Below are 21628 nucleotides of genomic sequence, written 5' to 3' on the forward strand. Positions count from 1 at the left end.
AAGCCTTTGCGTCCCTGGCTGGGATTACCGAGGGCGTGAACTGGCGGAGGGAGCGACCGAAAATCGTTAATTCAGTGAAGTCTAATATTGTCTCGGTCTGAACCGATTTACCTAGGAGAGTCCATCATCGTCTGTCTGAGGTGATCTTGCTGTGTTCGACCAGTTCCGAAAGTTCGATGTATGCTCAGGCGTATGTCAAAAGTATGTCCAAAAAACTTTCCGCTTTACTGGTAAAGAGCATCAGCAAGGTCGGTTGGCACGGTGATGGTGACAACCTCTGGCTGCAGGTGACGTCCTCTGGAACCAAGTCTTGGGTGTTTCGGTACACGCGGGATGGCAAGCAGCGGGTGCTCGGTCTAGGTCCACTTCGAGATGTCTCACTTGCCTTAGCCAGGGAGAAATCTCATCGACTGCGCCTGCAGCTCCTGGACGGTGTTGATCCTGTCGCTGCTCGAATGGAAGAACGCCAACGGGCAAGCCAGGAGCAGGCGCGAGCGTTGACTTTTGACGTCGCGTCCAAACAGCTGATTGAGAGTAAGCGCGCGGGATGGCGTAACACCAAGCACGCCGAGCAATGGTCGGCTACGCTGAGAACGTATGTCTCCCCAGTCATCGGGCATCTGGACGTGTCTGCTGTCGATACGGCTCTGATCGTCAAGTGCCTCAAGCCGATTTGGATCACGAAGACAGAAACTGCATCTCGTGTTCGGCAGCGCATTGAGGCAGTCCTGGACTGGGCCACCGTTGCCGGACACCGGAACGGCGACAACCCGGCTCGGTGGAAGGGCCATCTCGAACACATTCTTCCTGCGCCGCAAAAGGTCGCAACCCGCGGCAATCATCCTTCGCTTGCTTGGCGGGATATGCCCAGCTTCATGGCGGCTCTGCGTTCTCGTGAGGGCATCGCCGCGCGCGCACTTGAGTTGACGGTTCTATGCGCGGCCCGGACCGGCGAGGTTCGGGGAGCCAAGTGGCTCGAATTTGACTTGCACGCTGGTATCTGGACTGTGCCACCAGAGCGCATGAAGGCAGGCCGAGAGCATCAGGTGCCCCTGTCTGCGAGCTGCATAGCATTGCTGAGGAATTTGCCGAGGATCAAGGGTACGGAACTGGTGTTCCCTGGCAGTCGAGCCGATACCGTGCTTTCAGATGCTTCAATCGGCGCAGTCATCAAGCGCATGAATGACCCGCCAGTGTGGTTGGATGAACGCGGGCAGCCTGTGGTGCCACACGGATTCCGATCTTCTTTCAGAGTATGGGCGGCTGAAGCCACATCCCATCCTCGTGAAGTGGCCGAACACGCGCTCGCACACCAACTGCCCGACAAAGTCGAGGCCGCCTATCAACGCGGGACGATGTTTCCGAGGCGGGTCTCCCTGATGGAGGACTGGGCCAGGTTCTTGGACGGTTCCAGCGCTCCTTCAGCTTGAGGGCCCGCATCAATTTCTCAGGTGTGTCTCACACCGCTACGGCCACCGCAGCTGATGTGCACCCGCTCGTTTATCCAAGAGTTCACGTCTGACTCCAGCCACCCCACGACACGAGGACCTAGCGCCATGGGCTTGGGGAAGTTGCCCAGCTTGATGTAGTGATATAGGGTGCTGCGGGACAGGCCGGTCCTCTCCTCGACTTGTCTGCGCCGCAGCACGATGAGCGGCGTGTTGGAGGCTGGCGGCGTGACTTGGCTGGTGGTGCTCTGAGCTTGCATCGAATGTTCTCCTGAAGGTGAATCGCAACGGACGCCAGCCGGCCCTATGGTCTGGAAGGTCTGGCGGCGCCCCTCATGCGGGAACCCGCTCACCATCTGGTTGAGCTTGACGTCCCTCCTGGCCTTGACGTCATTCGTGCCGAATGTGTCCGATGGCGTCCTGTGAGCTGTGTGTCGAACTGGCCGCCACCCCGCGCCTGGACGCGCTGAACTCGTCGTAAACCCTTAAGAAGCATTGCTCAGTTCAAAACTGGTGCCGCTTCCGCTGCCTTTTCCGTCCACTTACTGATTGAGTCCTTGCTGGTCATGCCCCCGTTGCAACTTGCGCGGGGGGCCACATGGCACTCGGACCGGGGGACGGACTCCAAGCATGGGAGTTCAGGGTGATCAGGACTCTTGTGGCCGAACAGCGACGACGAAGACGGCTCAGCGCGGAACATGCCGAGGATCTGATGCAGGAATGCCTTCTGCACTGGATCCAGGTCCGCACCAGGCTCAGTCCCCAGGCGCAGGACGCGGGGGCCAAGTACCTTCACCGCGTCATTGAAAACCACCTTGCGGATCTTTCCCGCAGAGACTTGGCAGTCAAGAGGGGCGGGGACACTCCCTTGCTGTCATGGGACTCGCCATGGGGTCAGACTGAAGATGACGCCTCGGCCGATGCCCCGACCCTTGGTGAGACGGTGGCCGAGGACCCGTCGCAGTCGGGCATCGACTCTTCGTCGGTCACGGACCTGCGACTCGATCTGGAGCGGGCCTTCGCCGGCCTGACCGAACGGCAGCAAAAGTTGTGCAGGCTGCTCGGCCCGGAAGGTCTCACGCCGGCCGAAGCTGCCCAGGTGCTGGGGGTGGCACGCAGCACCCTCTATCTCGAGCTGGCACAGGTTCGCGAACGACTGAGCGCCGCTGGATTGAATGTCTACCTCAGCGGTTGAGCCGGAATTGGCAATGCCCATGCTGACGGCCCACGCTGTCTGCGCAGCTTAATCGGACAGTTTCGACCTGGATTCCGTTGACTTCATCAGGGCCCGGCGGTTGGGCCTGATGAGCGAAAGGATTCCATGATCAAGTTCACAGTCACCAGTACCAAGGGAGGCGTAGGCAAGACCACGCTCACGGCCAACCTGGGAGCGCTGCTCGCCGACCTGGGCCTGCGGGTGCTGCTTGTCGATGCCGACGTGCAGCCCTCGTTGTCGAAGTACTTTCCCCTGTGTAGTCCTGCGCCTGCGGGACTCACACGTGCCGTCGTGGGCGGCGAGGTGACGGCCGATTGCATTGCCCACACCGTGGTCGACGGCCTGGACATCGTCGTCTCCGACGATCCCCAAGGGCAGTTGCCCCCCTGGTTGCTGCAGCGCATCGACCGCGGCTTCCGGCTGCGCTTCGCGCTCCAGTCCTGCGCTGTGCGGGAACGATACGACTGCGTGCTGATAGACACCCAGGGCTCCATCGGTCCATTGCAGGACGCGGCCGTCCTGGCGGCTGACATCCTGGTGTCGCCCATCACGCCAGAAATCCTCTCGGCCCGGGAGTTCCGAGATGGCACGATGGAATTGCTGGAACGCTTGGAACCAAGCAGCGCGCTGGGGGCCACTCTAGGGCCACTGAAGGCGGTGATTTACCGGCAGGACCGCACCATCGACGCCCGCAGCATCGCCAGCGGCATACGCGAGGACTTCATCCGCCTGAAGGGCAGGGTGAGCGTGTTGGACACCGTGGTGCCCTACGCCAAGGCGTACAAGGAGGCTGCCACCCTGCGCGTGCCGGTGCATCGGCACGAACCCGCCCGAGAAGGTCCGATGCCCAGCGCCAGCATGGTCATGCACCGATTGGCTTGGGAGCTGATCCCAAGTCTCATGGGCCTGGAAGTGGACGGACAAGGGAGGAGGCCATGACCAGCGGACGCAACGACCCGCCGTCCACCCAAGACATACGCCGCCAACTGGTTGCTCAGTCACTGGGGGTGGGTAATCCGTCCCGGCTCGGGCATACCTTGCCAGAGCATGCCGACCCCACCCGGGAGTGCGCCATCGAGGTCTCGGTGGAGGACATCCGGCCCTATGAGCACAACCCGCGCAGGGTGCCGAACCCCAAGTTCGAGGAGATCAAGGAATCGATTCGAACGGGTGGCCTGCGTGCGCCGCTGACGGTCACCCGAGAGCCCGGGGCAGCGCACTTCATCGTGGAATCCGGCGGCAACACCCGCCTGCGCGCCCTTCAGCAGCTATGGGCTGAGACCCGCGATCTGCGATTCGGGCGACTGACCGTTCTCTTTCGGCCGTGGCGTGGCCATGGTCAGGTGCTGAGCGCCCATCTGACCGAGAACGAACAGCGTGGTGACATGAGCTTCTGGGACAAGGCTTGCGGGGTGGCGGCGCTCAAGCATCAACTCGAGGCTGAACGCAACTCGGTCCTGTCGCTGCGTGCGCTGGAAGACGCACTGCACTTGTTGGGGCTGTCGGTGAACACCGCGACCCTTGGCTTGTACCTGTTCGCCACTGAGCGACTGAGCTCACTAGCCCAAGGGTATCCCGGGTTGTCAGGGCTGGACGTCAAGACGCTGCAGCCCAGGCTCAATGCCTTGAAGCGAGAGGCCATGGCCGCGACACAGTGCAGCGAAGACCAGGTCTATGCCCGCGCCTTTGATCCCGCGTTCGTGACGTTCGTGAAACAGCGCCGCGTCACCTCACCCAGCCAGGCGCTCAATGTTCAGGCCGTGGTCGAGGCCTGCAGGTCTGCCGTGAACGAGGTCTTCGGTCCTCTTGCACCTGCAGAGTCGCCTCTTGGGGCGTCATCAGTGGAGACAGTCCATGGGTCGGATGCTGATGCGGATGGCGCGCTGAGTGCCCGCGGCGAGTCGAACGTCGAGGCTCATGCTTCCAGGGTCGAAGAGCCTCGTCTTTGGCGACAGGCTCAGGAACTTGCGCAGCACACAGGCCTTGCGATTTCCGCTCCGGGTTCCCAGACCACCAGGATGTCGGATCTGTGGACCACAGTGGATGATGCTGCCATTGAATCCCTCACCCGGGCTACCCACAGGCGCGCCTGGCGCTGTCTTCGGGCACTGGCTGAGCCTGATGGGGCCTCTCGTCATGCCGATGACGCCCAGGCCATTGACGAGTCCAGTCTGGTCGCTTGGATGTTTTCCGCAGAAGACCCGGCCGCACCTGCATTTCGTTCGTTGGCTCAGGCGTTGACGCTGGCCAAGTCCCCCATTGCTGTCCCTAACCGCAGGCGGACTTCGCCCGGAGAGCCCTGATGCTGGAAGTAACCGACCCTCAGGTGCGAACCGTCCTGCTGCATCACGTGTCGCAAAGGAGCTTGCAAGTGGACGCTGCCGAGTTGCTCCGGGCTGGTCTGAGCAGTGCCCCGCTGAAGATGCTGCGCCGCCTATCAGTGCATGAACTTGAACGCTTGGCTTGCACCCACGCGGTCCGGATCTCGATCGTGCTGGATGCACAGGCCCTGGAGGGCGCGCTACGCAAGGTCACCCTGGTGGACGAGGCCCTGGAGGTGCAGACCTACTTCGTGCGGCATGGGGCCTCCGTCCGGCTGATGGCCGCCTTATTCAAGATGTCACGTAACTCGACCCACCGACTCAGGCGGGAGTTTGGCGTCATGCACCCGTCGGGACAACTGGCTCTGCCCCATCCAGATGAGCGCTGTCGCATCCTGCGAAGTTGGCGCGCCACCAAGGATCTGGAGCCGAGGCAGCGCTACCTGCGCCTGCACCAGTCGTTCTCCGTCCACCCCATAGGAGCGCTCGAACTGGTCATCCAGCAAGCAGAAGAATGGCTGAATCGATGAGGCCAGAGTCCGAAGAAAACATGGTGGAGCATCAACTCCTGCTCGACATCTTCGACCTGCCGGTGACGTTCCACCGATGTCTTGTGCCGATCTGCGGCAGCGTCACGGCAGCGTTGCTGCTGTCTTACGCCATCGGGACCACACAGGAGGCCGAGGCGGGCCACTTCGCAGACTTGCAACGTGACTTCGTGGACGGCTGGTTCACGTTGTCACAAGACCAATGGACCCGCGAGACTGGGCTGTCCCGCTGGGAACAGGAGACCGCAAGGCGACTGCTTCGCCAGGCGGGGCTGCTGTCTGAACGTCGAGAGGGGATGCCTGCGCGCGTGTGGTTCAAGGTCGACAAGGCCGCCATCGCCCAGGCACTGCAGCAGCAGGCGCAACGCAACGCTGCCCAGGCGAGAGCGGCGCGGCCACCGTGACGCAGCGCTCGACAAACACCGTGTACGCCGCTGCAAAGGATAGCGATGGCTGGGTAGAGGCCATCTGGCCCCTGCTGGGTCCGCAGATTCCGTTCCACCGCAGGCTTTGCCAGATTGCGGAAGGGGTGAAGGCGGGTCTCATGATGTCTTTGTCTGTGCACTGGACCCGCCAAGCCATGGCCAGCGGCTCGGTGGAGGGCTGGCTCGCATGCACGGCAGAGCAATGGACGCAGGAGTCGGGTCTGTCGCTCAAGGAGCAGGCGACCGTACGCTCACGACTGCGCGCGGCGGGGCTGATCGAGGAGCGTCGGATCGGTCAGCCTGCTCGGCTTGAGCACCGAGTGATGCTGGCAGTGCTGTGCCATCGCCTGTCAACGTCGCTGCGCGGGGCATTGGTCTCAACCAAGCAAGAACCCGAGGCGGCGTCATCACCGTGGGACTGGCGGGACCCTCGGGTCATGGCGGAACTGCTGGGACCCCCCATTTCGTTCCACAGAAGTCTGGTGAGGGCCTGCGGTGGGGTCAACGCGGCGCTGCTCATGTCCTGCGTGCTGCACCGCATGCGCGGCCAGCTTCAACGAGGGCGAACCAGTTGGATGCATGGCGAAGCGGCTCGCTGGCAAACCGACCTTGGCCTGACGCGCAGGGAGCAGGAGGCTGCCCGTGACCAACTCTCGCGGCGAGGGATATGGGAGGAGCGCCTGGCCGGCAGCCCGGCCCGCATGTTCATGCGAGCCCGCCTCGATGCGCTGGCGGCACAACTGCGGATGCCTTCGACCAGTGCGTTTGAGCGCCCCGGCAGACCCTTGCTGGCGCCTTCGGCAGCTTGCACCGCCGGCCTTCACGAAACGGTAAATCAAGGATGTGGTGTTCCCACATCCTTGACTTGCCGAAACCGCCAAACTTGTTTGGCCGAAAGCGCCAAACTAAAGAAAGGTATTTGTATTGTTGGTTGTTACAGATCTATACCAACACACCTCGCGCGCGGCGGGAAGTTATCCACAGGCGTCGGAGATTCGCTCGCTTTGCTGCCAGCGCTGGTCGCGCCAGCAGCGCTGTTACCGGCTGATCACACGACGGCACTCCGTGTGGTCGCGGAACTGGAGCCAGACACCGCCCAGTTGGTCTTGGATGAACTCGCTGGCCGCCTCAGCGGCCCACGCCCGCCCCGAAGTTCGATCGCATACCTGAGAGGCTTGGTCGAGCGTGCACTCGCGGGTAGCTTCGTTCCAGATCTTGCACTTCACGTCGCCCAGCAGCGCAATCTTCGAGCGGGTTGTGCACACCTACAGGGGCTTGGCAGCAAGCCGGTTGGCTCAGGCTTGACGCCCTGTTCGGGTAATTCGGGCGACGGGCAACCCGAGGCCCAGACCTCACTGACGAACGCGAACGATGACGTGTTGGCAGTGCAGTTGCGTCGCGCGAAATCTTTGCGTCAACTGCGCGAACTGAGCCAGCGCCTTGGGGCGCAGCGCAGCGGCCTGGCCCCCGCCAGCACTCAGCAAAGCAAGGAGCAAACATGACCACCCGCGGTACCGAAACACTGGACATTCCGGGCATGGACCTGAGTCAGGTGCTGGGCACGGCCGCAGGGAAGCCGCGCCGTGTCCGCAGTGCTGACGCTTTGCAGACTTCGGGTCAGGTCATACCGGCGGCCGGTGATGTCGGCGCCACTGAAGCGAACAGGATCCCTGTGACCATACGTCGCAAGCCCCTCCAGGTGCCACGGGCTGCCGACATCGGACCTTTGCAGGCCGAGGCCGGTGAGAAGATGATGCTGCACACTCGAGACGCGCTGCAGCTCTTCCTGGGTCGTGCCGCGGCCGCAGGTCAGCCCGCCATCGCGGGCGGACGTCGCTACGCCGCGGCGATGCGCGTGCTTTGGGTGCTCTCCAGCAACGACAACCCGTTTGCCGACTGGATCCTGATTCGGGCGGAGGACCAACTGCGCACGGCGTGCGCCCAGATGGCTCAGGGCGTGCTGGCCCACGAGGAGCGTCTGCAGCGTCTTGTTGAACAAGGGCTGTCCTTCGGTCGGCTGGCCAGCACGCAGCCAGTAGGCGTTGCTTTGGGCTTCACAAGCCCTTACGGCTACGCAACAGCCAGGGCGGTGGTGGAGTTCGACCGTTACGTGAGGGTCGTTCGTGCTCTGGTGCTGCGTGACCTGATGTCCGACGAGCAGGGTCGACAGGCCGTTCGAGACGCCGGACGGATCCTGCGAGCTCTGTTTCTCGAGCCGATTCGGTGGGAGCGGGTACTGATGCGAGCTGACCTGAGGCAGTTATCCAGGTCGGACTTTGGTCCCGATGCTGGTCATGAGGCTCGGTGCAGGGTGTCCACTGCGCAGGCACTGTTGGGACAACTTCCGGCCGAAGTCTTGGGCGGAGTCGTCAGGCCTCGCCACAGCCGGCGTGTTGTTGCAGGCCGCCCGGCGTGGTTGCAAGGCGCGGTGGAGCAACCGAAGGGCCTCGACTCAGGTGTTCGCTCTCTGACTCACCCGCCCGAAAGCGTGACCCCGGGTCCGATCGGCTTGCCCGAATCCCTCGATCAGGTCGACCCGGTGCCATCACGCACTGCTGACGATTTACCGGAATGTCTCGACGTGGCCGGTCCGCCAAAGCCATTGGTCAACGCCGCTCTTAGGGCCTTGGTCCTGTCAATGGCTTGAACCAAGGTGTTCACCGAGGGCGAGAAACCACAAGCGCGAACCCCCATCGCCACCAGTGAGGAGAAGTACATCGTGACAGTTCACCGAACCCAGATCGACGGCTACGTGGATGCCGCTCAGATGCGCATGCTCTGGACGATTGCCGGAACGCTGGCAGCCAACGCCGCAGTCACGGGCAACGATCTCGCTTCATTCCAGGGCTACGCCATTTCCGCCCGGCGACTGTCTGTTGGGTCAAACGGCCATCGCATGGTGCGAGTGGTCGTCCTTCAGGCAGAGGCTGCAGAACGCGCCCTCCATGGGTTGCCCTGGGACCTTGAAGACGAAATCGAAAGTTTTGAAGTGACCCTGCCGAGGACGCAAGGTCAGGCCGGAGCTGACATCGCAGGCCCCCAGCTTGCAGGTGCCGAATGCGAACAGGTGTTTTCAGTGGTTCCCGATGTCTCAACAGGTGGGCCGAATACGCCCCCACAGCAACAGACAGGCCATTCCCGTTGGCTGAGCCAGCCCGACCGATGCACGTCACGCATCGCCCAAACCGGAGTGATCTCCCGAGATCCGGTGGCCGCAAGGCTTGGAGGTACTTGTCCTTTCGTCAACCCGCCCGGGGATATCCGTCCCCGTCCTGGGATGGGCGTCCCGTTGCACGGGCATCCACGTGTGTAACCAAGGAGTCCATCATGTTGTCACCCATCCAAGTTCCCAGGAAGTTCATGCGCCGTCCCGCTGGGGCATCTGCTGCCGAGGCTCCTTCCTCGGCGTCAGCGCCAGCAGCGCCGGCAGCGCCCGTTGAGTCGTCGCCAGCGGAATCCTCCCCGCAGGCGTCGGCACCAGCGCCGGGCCAGGCCAACTTCTTCAACCTCCACGTTGAAGGCGTTGGCTATCTCAACCGCGTTCGCGTCATCAAGCCGAAGAACGGTCAGGAGTTCATCGCCTGCACCATCTCGGCCATGCGCGGCAGTGCCGACGATGTCGGCTACACGAAGTTCGACTGCCGCGTCAGCGGCGCGCAAGCGCAGAAGGTTGTGCGCATGCTGGGAGACGACGTGGCCGCCGAGAGGCGCGTCATCGTCGGCTTCCGGCTGGCCGACATCTACCCCGAGCTCTTCATCTTCGAAAAGGGTGAGAACAAGGGGCAGCCCGGTGTCGCCATCAAGGGGCGCCTGCTGCGCGTGAAGTTCGCCAAGGTCAACGGCGTGGCCATCGATCTGCCGGAGTCCCCGACACCCGCCCAGGGTGCTGACGGATCTGCGGCAGACGAATCCATACCGTTCTGACTGAGGCAGTCTGTCATTCATCCACCCCCTGGGGAGTTCGCTCCCTGGGGGGAGGAACTCTCCCCACCGTTAGCGAAGGAGAGTTCCATGAGTTCCGATCTTGACTCGCCCGTCGAGTCCTTGTCTGACGCCCACTTGCTGGGCGTGCTGGTGGGCCAGCGCCATGCCCAGCATCTGTTGAAAGACGCCAGCGGCAGCCTTGCGACGTTGCTGCATGAGCCGCACGCCCAGGCCTACGGCGCACCGCAAGTGACGTCCAAGCTGAAGGCGGCCACCGAACTGGTGCGCCGGTCTCTGGCGGAGGCGTTGAAGCGGCAGGACGTGCTCAGCTCGCCGGCCCATGTGCGCACCTACCTGCGGGTGAAGCTCTCCAGGCTCGAGCACGAGGTGTTTTTCGTGCTCTTCCTGGACGCTCACAACCGGGTGATCGCAGCGGAGGAGATGTTCCGGGGCACCCTGACCCAGACCAGCGTCTATCCGCGCGAAGTCGTCAAGCGTGCCTTGAAGCTCAATGCGCTCGGGGTCATCCTGGCTCACAACCACCCCTCCGGAGTGGCTGAGCCCAGCCGGGCTGACGAGTTCCTCACGCAGACGCTGCGCACGTCCTTGCAACTGATCGATGTGCGGGTCCTGGACCACGTCATCGTCGGCGGCAACGACCTGGTGTCGTTCGCTGAACGCGGGCTTCTGTAGCCCGTCACTGTCTTGTTCTCTCCGCACGGCTTGCCGTGCACCCCTCCGGCCCGGGGTTCCTCCCGGTCCGGTTCACCACCCCAGCGGGGATGCGCATCCCCGCAAGGCGGGGTGCCGTCCCCGCGTTCTTCAAGGAGCTTTTCCCATGAAAACCGGACGCACTCTCGTTGATCTCGCTGGCGAACTCGAGCGCCAGATGTCCTCCAAGCGCGACCTCGTCGTGCCTTCGTCCCTGCTTCAGTGCCGCACCGATGAGGGCGGAGAGCTGAAGATGCTCGTCGATGTCAGCAGCGCTGACGCTGCGGTCGCCCGCGAGTACGGCGTGACGGACCTGGCGCGTCGGCAGCTTGCCGACAAGCTCAAGATCCCGTTCGCCTACTTCGAGCGCATGCGCGGTGAGCAGCCCGAACTGCTGGACCGCAACGTCAACACCTGGCTGCAGTCGGACGGCGACCGCCGGATGATCCGCACGCTGGACGGGCAGGTGAGGGCGGTGCTGTCTGATCGCTACCGGCGGCTGGACAACTTCGACCTTGCCGAGAACGTGTTGCCCATCCTGCAGCGGCTGGACGGTGCCCGCTTCGAGTCGGTGGAACTCACCGACACGAAGATGTACCTGAAGGTCGTCACGCCGCGCGTCAACTTCGAAGTCGCCCCTGGCGACATCGTCCAGGCCGGCATCGTCATCACCAACTCGGAGGTGGGCTGCGGCACCCTGTCGGTGCAGCCGCTCGTCTTCCGCCTGGTGTGCCGCAACGGCCTGATCGCCTCGGACCATGCCCTGCGCAAGACCCACGTCGGTCGGGCGCTGGGGGCCGAGACCGAGTCGGTGAACGTCTACCGCGACGACACGCTTGCCGCCGACGACCGTGCCTTCTTCCTGAAGGTGCGGGACGTGGTGGAGGCTGCCGTCTCGGAGACGACGTTCCGGCAGATCGCGCTGAAGATGCAGAAGACGCGCGAGATCCCGCTGACCGGTGACCCGGTCAAGGCCGTCGAGGTGCTGGCCAACCGCTACACGCTCAACGAAGCCGAGCGCTCAGGGGTGCTGCGACACCTCATCGTCGAAGGCGACCTCACCGCCTACGGCCTGGTCAACGCCGTCACCCACTACTCGCAGGAGGTGGCGGACTACGACCGGGCCACCGACTTCGAGGCGCTGGGAGGCAAGCTCATCGAGCTGCCGGCCAGTGACTGGAGGGAGGTGGTGACGGCGGGGTGAGGGGGGACCCCGGTGGGCTGGCCTATGGGCTGGCTTGCCGGGGGTTCTCTTCTTGGTAGCTTTGTCGCCCGGTTCGGCTTTGCGGCTGGCCGGGCGATTACTTTTCTGCGTGGCCAAACTGGCCTCTACCGAACGGCTCGCGCTGCATGGCCGTGGTGACTGCTTGCCTGACGCTCCCAAAATGGGAGATACTATCGCGGATGAGGGTCATCGCGAAAAGCAGCCTGCAGAGGTTCTGGGAGCGCCCGGGGTGTGCCGACGCAAGGGGGCCGCTCCACAGTTGGTACGTCGAGGCCGTCAAGGCGACCTGGCGAACGCCACAGGACATCAAGGACCAGTACGCCAGCGCCAGCATCTGCGGCAACAACCGGGTGGTGTTCAACGTGGGCGGCAACAAGTGCAGGCTGGTGGTCGAGATCCAGTACCAGGCCGGTATCGTTTGGGTGAAATTCGTGGGAACCCACGCGCAGTACGACCGAATCGACGTGGAGACCGTCAATGACCATTAAGCCGATCCGTTGCGACGAAGACCTTCAGCGCGCCTTCAAGCGGCTGGAGAAGATCTTCCAGGCCGAGGAGGGCACTCCTCAGGCGGACGAGCGCGACGTGCTCGTGACGCTGATCGAGGCCTACGAGGCCAAGCACTACGACTTCGGCCCTGCCGACCCGGTGGAAGCGATCAAGTTCCGCATGGAGCAGGAGGGCCTCACCCCGCGCGACCTCGAACCGTACATCGGACAGAGCGGCCGGGTCTCCGAGGTACTGAACCGCAAGCGCGCGCTGAGCCTGCGCATGGTCAAGCGCCTGCATGATGGACTGCGGATTCCCTACGAGAGCTTGCTGGCGGGTGTGAGGTAGAACGCCTCGGCGCCCATGACGCCCCGCGCCTTCCGCCGCTACCTCGGCATCCACTACTCGGGCGCCGAGACGCCGGACTCGGGGCTGAAGAACCTGCGCGTCTACAGCGCTACGCCGGACACGCCGGCCCAGGAGGTGCTGCCACCACCCGGACCACGAAAGTACTGGAGCCGCCGCGAACTGGCGCACTGGCTGGCCCGGGAACTGGCCGGCGACATGCCGACAATTGTCGGCATCGACCACGCGCTGTCGTTTCCGCTGCGTTACTTCGAGGTGCACGGGTTGCCGCCGGACTGGAAGTTCTTCCTGGAGGACTTCCACAGGCACTGGCCGACCGATGCGCCGCACACCTACGTGGACTTCATCCTCAACGGTGCCCGCGGGGAAGGGGTTGCGCGCATGGGCAACCCCCGGTGGATGCGGCTGACGGATGAGCGATGCCGAGCAGCGCGGTCGGTGTTTCAGTTTGAGGGGAACGGCAAGGTCGCGGCGGCCACTCATGCGGGGTTGCCGTGGATCCTGTTCCTGAAGCGCCAGTTGGGCGAGCGGCTTCACGTCTGGCCGCTTGACGGCTGGGAAATCCCGGCTGGAAAATCCGCACTGGTCGAGGTGCGGCCGGCGGTGTGGCGAAACCTGGTGCCGGTGGCAGCGCTCGGCGCCGGGCAGAAGGACGCGTTCGTTACTGCGTCGTGGCTGAAGGGGGCGCATGACTCGGGGGAGTTGAGCGACCTCCTACAGCCGACGCTGTCGCAGCCGGAGCGCCTGGTTTGCGGGGTTGAGGGATGGATACTCGGGGCGCCATCCCGGTCGTGAGGAGCGAGAGTCCGGATGCGGCCACAAGCAGTCAGCCACCGAGTTGGGCGGTCGAATTCACCACAGCGGTCGTTCAACTCGGACTCGACCGTCCCCCGTATCCGCAGTGCCTCAAGCGGAGTCGCTATCTTGCAATGGACAACATCGTCAGGACCGTGCTGTCCGGCAGCTTGATTGACTGCGATTCAATCGTCAGCCGATACGCACCACCGCCAGAAAGCCAGCGATCGGCCGGCTCCTTGCGGGGGCGAGACATGCCACTCGCCGCACCGAAGGCGATTCCGAATGCATCCGTCTCCTGGTGCAACTCGCCGAGCACGAAGAACTCGTTGGGAAAGGCTCCATTGCGCTGATGCCAGAGCAGCCGGCTTTGGCTGTGGCACACGATGCACGCCGGCGTCGTCGCTCGTTTGGCCAGCTTGATCGCAGCCGCGGTCAGGCTCGCGTTGAAGTCGTTGGCTAGTGTCTTGGCCACGTCAAGGTTGATCCGCTTGCCGTGCGCCCACGGCACGACCAGATAGTCGGGAAGGATGAGCTGGCTGGCGAACGAGTTGGCATGAGCCTCGACCGACTTGGCCTCGGCGTTATGCGGCCCGATGACCTCCTTGGCGCACTGAAACGAGCCCGTCTTGCGATCGCAGATCCAGTGTGCAAGTTCGTGCGCCAAAGAAAACCTGCGCCGGCCCTCGTATCCACCCGCTGTGTTGACGCTGATCACCGCCTGCTCGGCGCTAGCCACCAAGCGTGCCTCGCAACCATCAAGATGGCGATGCACTACGCGCGCGCCGCGCGCGTTTGCGATGGCTTCCAGGTCGATTTGGTCGGGTTCAACGACGCCATGCGACCAAAGAAGCCGCTCTGCCGGCGACAGCCGCGCCGTGTCAATCCTCATGGGACGCCGGATCGATCTTGCCCAAGGCCACCAGATCGTCGTACAGGCTCTCCCAGTCGGCGTCCGACTGCCGCTTGCCGTCACGGAACGCGAGTCCTAAACTGCGATCGCTGGAGAACGCTTCCTGAATCAGCTGCTTCAGCCGCTCCAGAGGTGGCCGTACTTGCGGGCCCGGGTTTGGCACCGGCCGAACAGTCATGCGCGCCTTGGCTTCGCTCAATCGCTGCCTGAGCGCCGCCGCGGCGGCGTCCCGCATCGCCGACTTCAGGTTCACCGCGATCGCCGCGACATCCTCACCGTCTTCTACAGCCTCCTTACGAAGGTCGGCATCGGAAGTGTTCAGGATGTCCTCAAGCGCGATGACCCGCAGCGCTGCCAACTCCGCTCGATGGTTGGGCGTGGTCATGCAGACCTCCTTCCGGGAAACAGCTTGGCCGCGCCGCGGCGCAGGCGTTTCCTGATAGTTTCGTACTCGGTGATGCTGAATCCTGCCAGCTCGCGGGCCTTGGCTGGCGACTTGCCCTCTTTGATGCACATCACGAGCCAGGCGACCTGCTGATCATCGGCAAACATCACGTCGATGCGGTCAGCATCCACCTTGGCACGCGCGATGGCCGCGGCCTCTTCTTCGGCATCCAGCGCCTCGTCCTCGACGCTCTGGGTCGAGAAGCCGAGGTAGTCGAGCACGTGATCAGCCCCCTCACCCTTGAGGGTCAAGCCTTCGAGTCGGTCGGTCCTCGACATGAGGTGTGACTCGCGCGATCCGTCAGCAATGCTCATCATCGTCATGATCATGAACGCGACGAACGGCACCCGCCGCTTGGGCCAATGGCGCCCCCGGTCGCCCAAGGTTCCGTCCATCGCGCGGACCACGGCCTCGTTGATGAGTTCGTGCGGGTCCTGATACTCCGTTCCAAGCAGGAACCCCTGGGCAGCCTTACGCAAACGAAGGGCGTCATCTTCCGTCAGCGCCTCGATCGCGTCGCGAATATCGTCATCTGTGGCCGGTTCGTCATTCGGCGCGTTGCCTGCTTCCACGGACTCTCCCCGATATCGATGTATGCGGGTCAAACCCGAAAACCGGACATGTCGCCACCCGTGTCCGGTTTCAGTCGGTCGCCCGCATATCTGTATAGAGGGCATTCTGCCGCCACGGCGGGCATCGCTGCCAGTGAAAACGTCCCCAGGCTGCCCGCTGGCAGGGCCGCCGCTCAGAGTCAGGATCACGCAGGAACCACGTCCCCATGGAAATCTTCACCCTCAACGTCGGTCAAGGCCAGTTCGTCGTCGTGGCCGGCAAGAACGAAGCCTTCATCGTCGACACCTTCGTGCCCTTGAGTTCAGGGCAAGACACCGTGTTCGTGAAGGCGGCGTTGAGTTCGATCCTCGCCGGCCGCAAGCTCGTTGGCTTGGTCGTGACCGGCTTTGACGCCGACCATTTCTGCGAGGCCGGCATGAAGCTGGTGCTGAACAAGTACCGGCCGAACTGGCTGATGTACCCCAGTTACCGCAAGCGCACGCGCACCGCCGATCTCTGCTTCGACGCGATCAAGGTGCTGGACCAGCAGAAGGACATCGACCACGTGTCGGTGGCCCTGGGAGACAACAACCTGCGCTTCTACCAGAAGCTGTGTACCGAGTTCTCGTTCGAGATCTTCTCGCCGCACCGCGAGGACATGAACTCTTCGAACAATTGCTCGATTGTGTGCAAGGTCACCGAGCATGCAACGGGCGGCACTTACCTCGTCACTGGCGACACCGAGGTCGACCGCTGGGATTCGATCGTGCGCTACTTCGGCCGCTCGCTGCAGTCGCACGTCCTGGCGGCCCCGCATCATGGGTCCGAGAACGGCATCTCGGCGGCAGCGCTGTCGTGCATCCGGCCGCACACCATCCTGGTCAGCGCCGGCGTACAGAGCCAGTACGGCCACCCTCATCTGGCTGCGCAACGACTCTTCCGTGATCACTCCCGCGAGTGGCATGCGACCAACGGCAACCAGGGACAGTCCATCCATACCGTCGTCGACTTGGCGGGCGTGAAGAACTACAAGTTCGAACAGTAGAAAGGCACGACATGTCTGAAACACACAAGGTGATCTTCTATCCGGTGGGCAACGGCGACACGAGCCAGATCGTGTTGGACAACGGCCGCCGCGTCCTCTTCGACTTCTGCCACCGCGACAAGGCTGAGGACGACGACACCCCTGAGATCGATCTCAAGAAGCGCTTGCGCGGGGAGCTCAAGGAGGCAAAGCGGGAGGACTTCGACGTGGTCGCCTTCACGCACGCCGACAAGGACCACATTCAGGGCAGCACCGACTTCTTCTGGCTGGAACACGCGGAGAAGTACCAAGGCAAGGACCGCATCAAGATCAAGGAGCTCTGGGTGCCGGCAGCCATGGTCGTCGAGTCGGCCAGCAATGACGAGCAAAGTGCCGAGTTCGTCATCCTGCGCCAGGAAGCGCGACACCGGCTGCTTGCCGGGAAGGGCATCCGGGTTTTCTCGAAGCCGCAGGATCTCGCAGACTGGCTGGAATTCGCCCTCAAGGCGCGCGGCGAGAAGCCCGACGCGCGCGATCACCTCATCGTTGACGCCGGCACACTGGTCCCTGGTTTCAGCCTTGACGCTGACAAGGTCGAGTTCTTCTGCCACTCGCCATTCATCAAACACTGCGACGACGGCGACATCGTCCGCAACAGTGCTGCGCTGGTGTTCAACGTGCGCCTGAAGTCGGGCAAGGAACTGTTCGACTACCTCGAGGTGGGCGATGCCGAGTGGGGAGACCTTGAAGACATCGTCACCGCCACGCGCCGGCACAAGAACGATGATCGCCTGGAGTGGGACCTGTTCAACATCCCGCATCACTGCAGCTACAAGGCTCTGAGCGACGAGAAGGGCGACAAGGAGACCGTCCCCAAGCCCCTGGTCAAGGAACTGCTGCTTGAGGGGCGCGCGGGTGCCTACATCGTCAGCTGCAGCAAGCCAGTCAACGACGACAAGGGCGCCTATGAGCAGGTGCAGCCGCCCCACATCCAGGCGCGCAAGGCCTACGAGAGCCACTTGGCCAAGGTGGATGGCCGCAAGTTCCTCGTGACCATGTCGGAACCGAACGCCAGCCGGCCCAAACCCCTGGAGTTCGAGTTCACGGCGTCGGGCCTGGCACTGAAAAAGAGCGTCGTGGTCGGCAGCGCGGCTATCATCACCAGCACCGCACCACGGGCCGGCTGATGCCGTTGACGTATCACGAGCTCGCGGCGTTTGCGCCGGCGGATCGTACGGCTCTGCGTCTGCCGCACGCTGTCGAGTTGTGCCACGCCATCGACCGAAGTCGGGACGTCACACTGCTGCAGGTGTTGACGTCGATCGACGGCTCGGACCGCGAAGCCTTGGTGGTCGATGTCGCGTGTGACGAGATCCCGAACCGCAATCTGATCGGCCTGCGCAGTCCCGAGAGGCTAGCCATCATGGTGGGTACCGCCGGCAACAGCCCGCCGGCAGTGCTGGCATTGCGCCAGGACTTTCCTGGGGTCATGCACCTGAACGCGACACCGGCTGGCGAGCCCCGAAGCCTGTGCCTGTACTTCGAACCCCATCGCTCGGTGATGCGGACGTGGACGGCACCGAAGTTCTTGCGCCGCATCCAGTGGTGGCTGCTGGAGACCTCGCAGGGGGCACTGCACGCGGCCGATCAACCGCTGGAGCTGCTGTTCTTCGACACCGGCTGGGAGCTGGTGATCCCGGCCAACTTCGACCAACTGCGGCAGCGAGCCGACCTGCGCTTCTTCGCGTCCTTCATCGAACCGGCGCACCTGCGCGGCACATCGACTCTGATGCTGAGAGCCGTGGTCGTCGGCGATGCCAAGGTCGAGGGACTGGGCGTTGCGATCATCGACTGCCCGCCCATCGTCCAAGGCAGCCGAACGGACATCCCCTCCACGCTCGGCGCGGCGGCCGACGAACTGGCCGAGCGAGGCCTTGATCTCGCCGCAATGCTGCGGGACAACCTGTGGCAGCAGATTCACACCAAGGGCGAAGCCCTGAAGGGCGCGAACGACCGTTTCGTCGTGATGCTGAACATACCCGTGTGTCGCGAGCCCGGCGCCCCCGCAGAGCGCACGCAGCGGATGGCCTTGCTGACCACCGTGGGCCGCCTCGAACTTGGCTTGCGCCTGGGCGCCTACGCTCGCGTTGAGGGCCAGGTCTTCAAGGACACACCCATTGGAGGCCGTGCGCCCGCGGAAGGAGATTGGCGGAGTGTGCTGACCCTCCCCGCGGCGGTGCTGGACGCGCCAAGTCGCCAACAATTCCGAGCGCTGTCCGCAACCCCCAACGCTGGACCCGATGTGGCGGTCCTCGTGGGGGTTGGCGCCCTGGGCAGTGAGCTGCTGAACCTTTGGACACGGGCGGGTTGGGGATCTTGGACGATCATCGACTCCGACCACGTGAAGCCACACAACCTGGCCCGGCACGCGGCGTTCTTCAACCATGTCGGACAGCCCAAGTCCAGCGTTTGCCAGACTTTGGTCGAACTCATCCACGGCAATGCCGGAGTGGTCCGTGCCATCGTCGCGGACGCGTGTGATCGCAACAGCGCAGAGGTCGACACCGTGCTCGCCGCTGCCGGCCTTGTCGTCGACTGCTCGACGACGGTGGACTTTCCGCGACTGACCAGCGCCAGCTCTCACACGGCACGCCACGCATCCGTTTTCCTGACACCGAGCGGCAAAGGCTCAGTGCTGTTGCTCGAAGATCAAGCTCGCCAATGTCGGCTGCGCACCCTCGAAGCCCAGTACTACCGGGCACTCCTCAACCAATCTTGGGGCCAGCACCACCTGGACGGTCACCTGGGCTCGTTTTGGAGCGGCGCAAGTTGCCGCGACATCTCGTTCAAGCTGCCGCATTCCAGCGTCGTAGCGCACTCGGCGACGCTGGCAGAGCAACTGATCCGCCGATATGCGCAACCGCAGGCGGTCATAAAGGCCTGGCATCGCGACCCAGAGACCGGCAGCGTTGAGTTCTTCGACGTGCCGGTTCATGAACCGATCGCCCAGCTGCGTGGCCAACTCACCGTGCATCTGGACAAGGGCCTGGAGGACAAGCTGCGGCAGCTGCGCGCTGAGAGGCTACCGACAGAAAGCGGCGGCGTGCTGTTGGGCTACCACGATCTCAACCTGGGCGAGATCGTCATCGTCGACGTTCTGCCGCCGCCACCGGACAGTTCCCACAGCACCGATCATTTCGAGCGTGGCGTCGAGGGCCTGATGGAGTCGTACCGCGAAGTGCAAAGACGAACCGGCAACGTCGTCGGTTACCTCGGGGAGTGGCATAGCCATCCCCCAGGTCATAGCGCTCGGCAAAGTCCTGACGACCTGCTGCAGCTCTTCAAGCTGGCGCTGGGCATGGCCGACGACGGGCTTCCTGTCATCCAGATCATCGTCGGCGAGCATGAACTCGAACTCTATGCAGGCGAGGTGATGGCATGACAATAGCCGCAGAGCCGCCCATTGCATTGGCGCTGTCCGGCGGCGGTATCCGCGCCATGGCCTTCCACCTTGGCGTACTCAAGCGCATGGCCGAACGCGGTTTGCTCGAACGGGTCGCTCGCCTGTCGACTGTCTCCGGCGGTAGTCTGTTGGTGGGTCTGGTCTACAGATCCTGCGACTTCCAGTGGCCAACGTCGCAGCAGTTCTTGAACAAGACCTACCCGTGGGTGGGCGAGCAACTGTGCTCCCGCAGCTTGCAGGCTGGCGCAGTCTTGCAGTTGCTCCGGCCTTGGAACTGGCGCTTCTGCCTTTCGAGGGCCAACCTGCTTGCGCTCGAGCTCCGAGCGAACTGGGAGCTGGATGTGCCGTTGTCGGCGATCGGCCTCAGCCCCGAATGGTCGATCAACGGAACCACGGCCGAGAATGGCAAGCGGTTTCGGTTCAAAGGCGCCGAGATCGGCGACTGGGAACTCGGCTACGCGCAGGCGCCGAACTTTCCGCTGGGCAGTGCGTTGGCGGTGTCGGCGGCTTTCCCTATTGGTTTCGGCCCACTCGCCTTGCGCGCTGATGCCTACATCTGGAAGAAGCGGGCTTGGGATGCCCCGAAAGGGAGCGAGCAGGTTGTGAATGTCGGCACCAAGCGGCTGCACCTTTACGACGGCGGGCTGTATGACAACCTCGGTGCCGAGCCGTTCTTTGATCCAGGCAAGCAGCAGCCCAAGAACGCCGGCGACTACATCATCGTCAGTGACGCCGGGGCACCTCTTCCCATTGGGCTTCGTTCAGGGCCGCTGAACCCATTTCGTATCAAGCGGATGATGGACATCATGTCCGAGCAGTCGAGATCGCTGCGCATCCGAGCTTTCGCCAACTACCTTCAGACCAACCCTGGCATTGGCGCGCAACTTCTAATCGGCACTGCCATCTCTGGCCCCGACTGCACGGAGGCCAAATTCGCTCGCTCGTTCCCCACGAGCCTCAAGCGCCTCAGCCGCACTGACTTCGAGCGACTCGCCGGGTATGGGCATGGCGTCGCCAGAGACGCGGAGAATCGCTTCGGCTTGGCATAGCGCGGCAAACAAATCCGCAGACACGGCCGCGCCCAACTGCCTGCCAGAGCGGAGCACCTGAACCATTCCGGGCAATGTCTGCTCATTCCGCGGACTTAGACCACTCTACTGGCGGCTTTGGGTCGAGTGCAGTCACCGACCTAGGTAAACCGCAGTCACCTGCTCCCTCTCATGCCCCAGCTCTGCACTGATCGTGAGCCGGGCCTCCCGATCGCTCGACTTCTGCTCTGCCGTCAGATCCCGTGACCGCGGCCCGCCGGCTGCAGGTGCTGCCCAACCCGTCAATTCACGGTAACGCACCTGCGCATACTGGTGCCGGAACCCGTGCACCCGGTGGATGCCTGCGGCGGCGCACTGGTGCTCGAAGCGGCGCAGTTGCTCGGCGTAGGTCTTGTCGGCCGGGATGAGGCTGCCCGTGCCGGCCAGGGCCTTGGCTTCCTCGAGTAACTGCCGCTGCTCCGCATTGCGGACAGGCACTTCGCGCGGGCGGCCGCCCTTGGTCCAGGTGTCCTTCAAGGCGAGCACGTTGCCCCGGTCGGCCCACTCGGGTCGGATCTTGATGGATTCCTCCCGCCGCAGCCCGAAGGCGGCCTGCAGCCGCAGGGACATGGTGGTGTAGGGGTCGGTCACCCGCGCCAGGTCGCCGGACCGCAGTTCCTGCGCCTTGCTGACGTTGGTGACGTGCTGCCGGTTGCCGATGCCGTAGTGGTGGTT

The 21628-nt window shown here is 63.6% G+C and carries 24 protein-coding genes; 19 read left to right on the plus strand and 5 right to left on the minus strand.

The genetic code is table 11. From position 1 onward, the window contains the following. Nucleotides 1-203 precede the first annotated feature (203 nt). Nucleotides 204-1430, plus strand: a complete 1227-nt coding sequence (locus ACOVRJ_RS08200) for a tyrosine-type recombinase/integrase (RefSeq protein WP_422043397.1) — start codon at nucleotides 204-206, stop codon at nucleotides 1428-1430. A gap of 17 nt (nucleotides 1431-1447) precedes the next feature. On the opposite strand, the gene ACOVRJ_RS08205 is transcribed toward ACOVRJ_RS08200, so the two are convergent. Next, nucleotides 1448-1708: a helix-turn-helix transcriptional regulator gene (locus tag ACOVRJ_RS08205; protein WP_422043398.1), complete on the minus strand. Its 261-nt coding sequence runs from the start codon at nucleotides 1706-1708 to the stop codon at nucleotides 1448-1450. A gap of 398 nt (nucleotides 1709-2106) precedes the next feature. Between ACOVRJ_RS08205 and ACOVRJ_RS08210 the strand changes: the two genes are divergently transcribed. The 14 genes from ACOVRJ_RS08210 to ACOVRJ_RS08275 all read left to right on the plus strand — a co-directional run bounded on the left by ACOVRJ_RS08210 (nucleotide 2107) and on the right by ACOVRJ_RS08275 (nucleotide 13468). Further along, a complete protein-coding gene (locus ACOVRJ_RS08210; RefSeq protein ID WP_422043399.1) occupies nucleotides 2107-2643 on the plus strand; it encodes an RNA polymerase sigma factor in 537 nt (178 codons plus the stop codon). Between the two features lie 126 nt (nucleotides 2644-2769). Then, nucleotides 2770-3603 (plus strand): ParA family protein, encoded by an 834-nt coding sequence (locus ACOVRJ_RS08215; RefSeq protein WP_422043400.1) that lies wholly within the window; start codon nucleotides 2770-2772, stop codon nucleotides 3601-3603. Then, on the plus strand, nucleotides 3600-4967 hold the full coding sequence (locus ACOVRJ_RS08220; RefSeq protein WP_422043401.1) for a ParB family protein: 1368 nt from the start codon (nucleotides 3600-3602) through the stop codon (nucleotides 4965-4967). The genes ACOVRJ_RS08215 and ACOVRJ_RS08220 overlap by 4 nt, the downstream gene beginning before the upstream one ends. Continuing rightward, nucleotides 4967-5515, plus strand: a complete 549-nt coding sequence (locus tag ACOVRJ_RS08225) for an STY4526/YPO1902 family pathogenicity island replication protein (protein WP_422043402.1) — start codon at nucleotides 4967-4969, stop codon at nucleotides 5513-5515. The genes ACOVRJ_RS08220 and ACOVRJ_RS08225 overlap by 1 nt, the downstream gene beginning before the upstream one ends. Nucleotides 5516-5535: 20 nt before the next feature. Then, nucleotides 5536-5937 (plus strand): hypothetical protein, encoded by a 402-nt coding sequence (locus ACOVRJ_RS08230; protein WP_422043403.1) that lies wholly within the window; start codon nucleotides 5536-5538, stop codon nucleotides 5935-5937. Then, nucleotides 5934-7460: a hypothetical protein gene (locus tag ACOVRJ_RS08235; RefSeq protein WP_422043404.1), complete on the plus strand. Its 1527-nt coding sequence runs from the start codon at nucleotides 5934-5936 to the stop codon at nucleotides 7458-7460. The genes ACOVRJ_RS08230 and ACOVRJ_RS08235 overlap by 4 nt, the downstream gene beginning before the upstream one ends. Beyond that, entirely contained in the window at nucleotides 7457-8605 is a 1149-nt protein-coding gene (locus tag ACOVRJ_RS08240; protein WP_422043405.1) for a PFL_4669 family integrating conjugative element protein, read from the plus strand. The genes ACOVRJ_RS08235 and ACOVRJ_RS08240 overlap by 4 nt, the downstream gene beginning before the upstream one ends. A gap of 6 nt (nucleotides 8606-8611) precedes the next feature. Beyond that, nucleotides 8612-9271 (plus strand): hypothetical protein, encoded by a 660-nt coding sequence (locus tag ACOVRJ_RS08245; RefSeq protein WP_422043406.1) that lies wholly within the window; start codon nucleotides 8612-8614, stop codon nucleotides 9269-9271. A 14-nt stretch (nucleotides 9272-9285) separates the two neighbouring features. Then, nucleotides 9286-9882: a DUF3577 domain-containing protein gene (locus ACOVRJ_RS08250; RefSeq protein WP_422043407.1), complete on the plus strand. Its 597-nt coding sequence runs from the start codon at nucleotides 9286-9288 to the stop codon at nucleotides 9880-9882. Nucleotides 9883-9969: 87 nt separating this feature from the next. Next, complete coding sequence (radC, locus tag ACOVRJ_RS08255; protein ID WP_422043408.1) at nucleotides 9970-10575, plus strand: RadC family protein; 606 nt, start codon at nucleotides 9970-9972, stop codon at nucleotides 10573-10575. 145 nt (nucleotides 10576-10720) lie between these two features. After that, nucleotides 10721-11797 carry a DUF932 domain-containing protein gene (locus ACOVRJ_RS08260; RefSeq protein WP_422043409.1) on the plus strand — a complete coding sequence of 359 codons (1077 nt, stop codon included), beginning with the start codon at nucleotides 10721-10723 and terminating at the stop codon, nucleotides 11795-11797. A gap of 200 nt (nucleotides 11798-11997) precedes the next feature. Beyond that, the gene (locus ACOVRJ_RS08265) at nucleotides 11998-12306 is read left to right on the plus strand and encodes a type II toxin-antitoxin system HigB family toxin (RefSeq protein ID WP_422043410.1); all 309 of its coding nucleotides are present in this window, start codon (nucleotides 11998-12000) and stop codon (nucleotides 12304-12306) included. Next, a complete protein-coding gene (locus tag ACOVRJ_RS08270) occupies nucleotides 12296-12655 on the plus strand; it encodes a helix-turn-helix domain-containing protein (RefSeq protein ID WP_422043411.1) in 360 nt (119 codons plus the stop codon). Before ACOVRJ_RS08265 ends, ACOVRJ_RS08270 begins: the two co-directional genes overlap by 11 nt. 15 nt (nucleotides 12656-12670) lie before the next feature. Then, on the plus strand, nucleotides 12671-13468 hold the full coding sequence (locus ACOVRJ_RS08275; protein WP_422043412.1) for a hypothetical protein: 798 nt from the start codon (nucleotides 12671-12673) through the stop codon (nucleotides 13466-13468). A 124-nt stretch (nucleotides 13469-13592) separates the two neighbouring features. Here ACOVRJ_RS08275 and ACOVRJ_RS08280 read toward each other — a convergent pair whose 3' ends face one another. From ACOVRJ_RS08280 to ACOVRJ_RS08290, 3 genes are read right to left on the minus strand one after another with little or no spacing between them, the layout of a single operon-like run. After that, nucleotides 13593-14360, minus strand: a complete 768-nt coding sequence (locus ACOVRJ_RS08280) for an ImmA/IrrE family metallo-endopeptidase (RefSeq protein WP_422043413.1) — start codon at nucleotides 14358-14360, stop codon at nucleotides 13593-13595. After that, nucleotides 14350-14766 carry a hypothetical protein gene (locus ACOVRJ_RS08285; RefSeq protein ID WP_422043414.1) on the minus strand — a complete coding sequence of 139 codons (417 nt, stop codon included), beginning with the start codon at nucleotides 14764-14766 and terminating at the stop codon, nucleotides 14350-14352. The genes ACOVRJ_RS08280 and ACOVRJ_RS08285 overlap by 11 nt, the downstream gene beginning before the upstream one ends. Further along, on the minus strand, nucleotides 14763-15398 hold the full coding sequence (locus ACOVRJ_RS08290; protein ID WP_422043415.1) for a hypothetical protein: 636 nt from the start codon (nucleotides 15396-15398) through the stop codon (nucleotides 14763-14765). The genes ACOVRJ_RS08285 and ACOVRJ_RS08290 overlap by 4 nt, the downstream gene beginning before the upstream one ends. 206 nt (nucleotides 15399-15604) lie before the next feature. Between ACOVRJ_RS08290 and ACOVRJ_RS08295 the strand changes: the two genes are divergently transcribed. Genes ACOVRJ_RS08295 through ACOVRJ_RS08310 form a run of 4 tightly spaced genes read left to right on the plus strand, consistent with a single transcriptional unit; the run spans nucleotide 15605 to nucleotide 20914 of the window. Then, a complete protein-coding gene (locus tag ACOVRJ_RS08295; RefSeq protein WP_422043416.1) occupies nucleotides 15605-16423 on the plus strand; it encodes a ComEC/Rec2 family competence protein in 819 nt (272 codons plus the stop codon). Between the two features lie 11 nt (nucleotides 16424-16434). Next, a complete protein-coding gene (locus tag ACOVRJ_RS08300; protein ID WP_422043417.1) occupies nucleotides 16435-17589 on the plus strand; it encodes a hypothetical protein in 1155 nt (384 codons plus the stop codon). Beyond that, nucleotides 17589-19844 carry a ThiF family adenylyltransferase gene (locus ACOVRJ_RS08305; protein WP_422043418.1) on the plus strand — a complete coding sequence of 752 codons (2256 nt, stop codon included), beginning with the start codon at nucleotides 17589-17591 and terminating at the stop codon, nucleotides 19842-19844. The genes ACOVRJ_RS08300 and ACOVRJ_RS08305 overlap by 1 nt, the downstream gene beginning before the upstream one ends. Beyond that, nucleotides 19841-20914 carry a patatin-like phospholipase family protein gene (locus ACOVRJ_RS08310; protein WP_422043419.1) on the plus strand — a complete coding sequence of 358 codons (1074 nt, stop codon included), beginning with the start codon at nucleotides 19841-19843 and terminating at the stop codon, nucleotides 20912-20914. Before ACOVRJ_RS08305 ends, ACOVRJ_RS08310 begins: the two co-directional genes overlap by 4 nt. A 132-nt stretch (nucleotides 20915-21046) precedes the next feature. Here the strand turns inward: ACOVRJ_RS08310 and ACOVRJ_RS08315 are convergent. Continuing rightward, a partial coding sequence (locus ACOVRJ_RS08315; RefSeq protein ID WP_422043420.1) for an integrase domain-containing protein occupies nucleotides 21047-21628 on the minus strand: 582 nt, incomplete at its 5' end.

The sequence above is a fragment of the Roseateles sp. genome, from assembly GCF_049240545.1.
GTDB lineage: Bacteria > Pseudomonadota > Gammaproteobacteria > Burkholderiales > Burkholderiaceae_C > Paucibacter_A.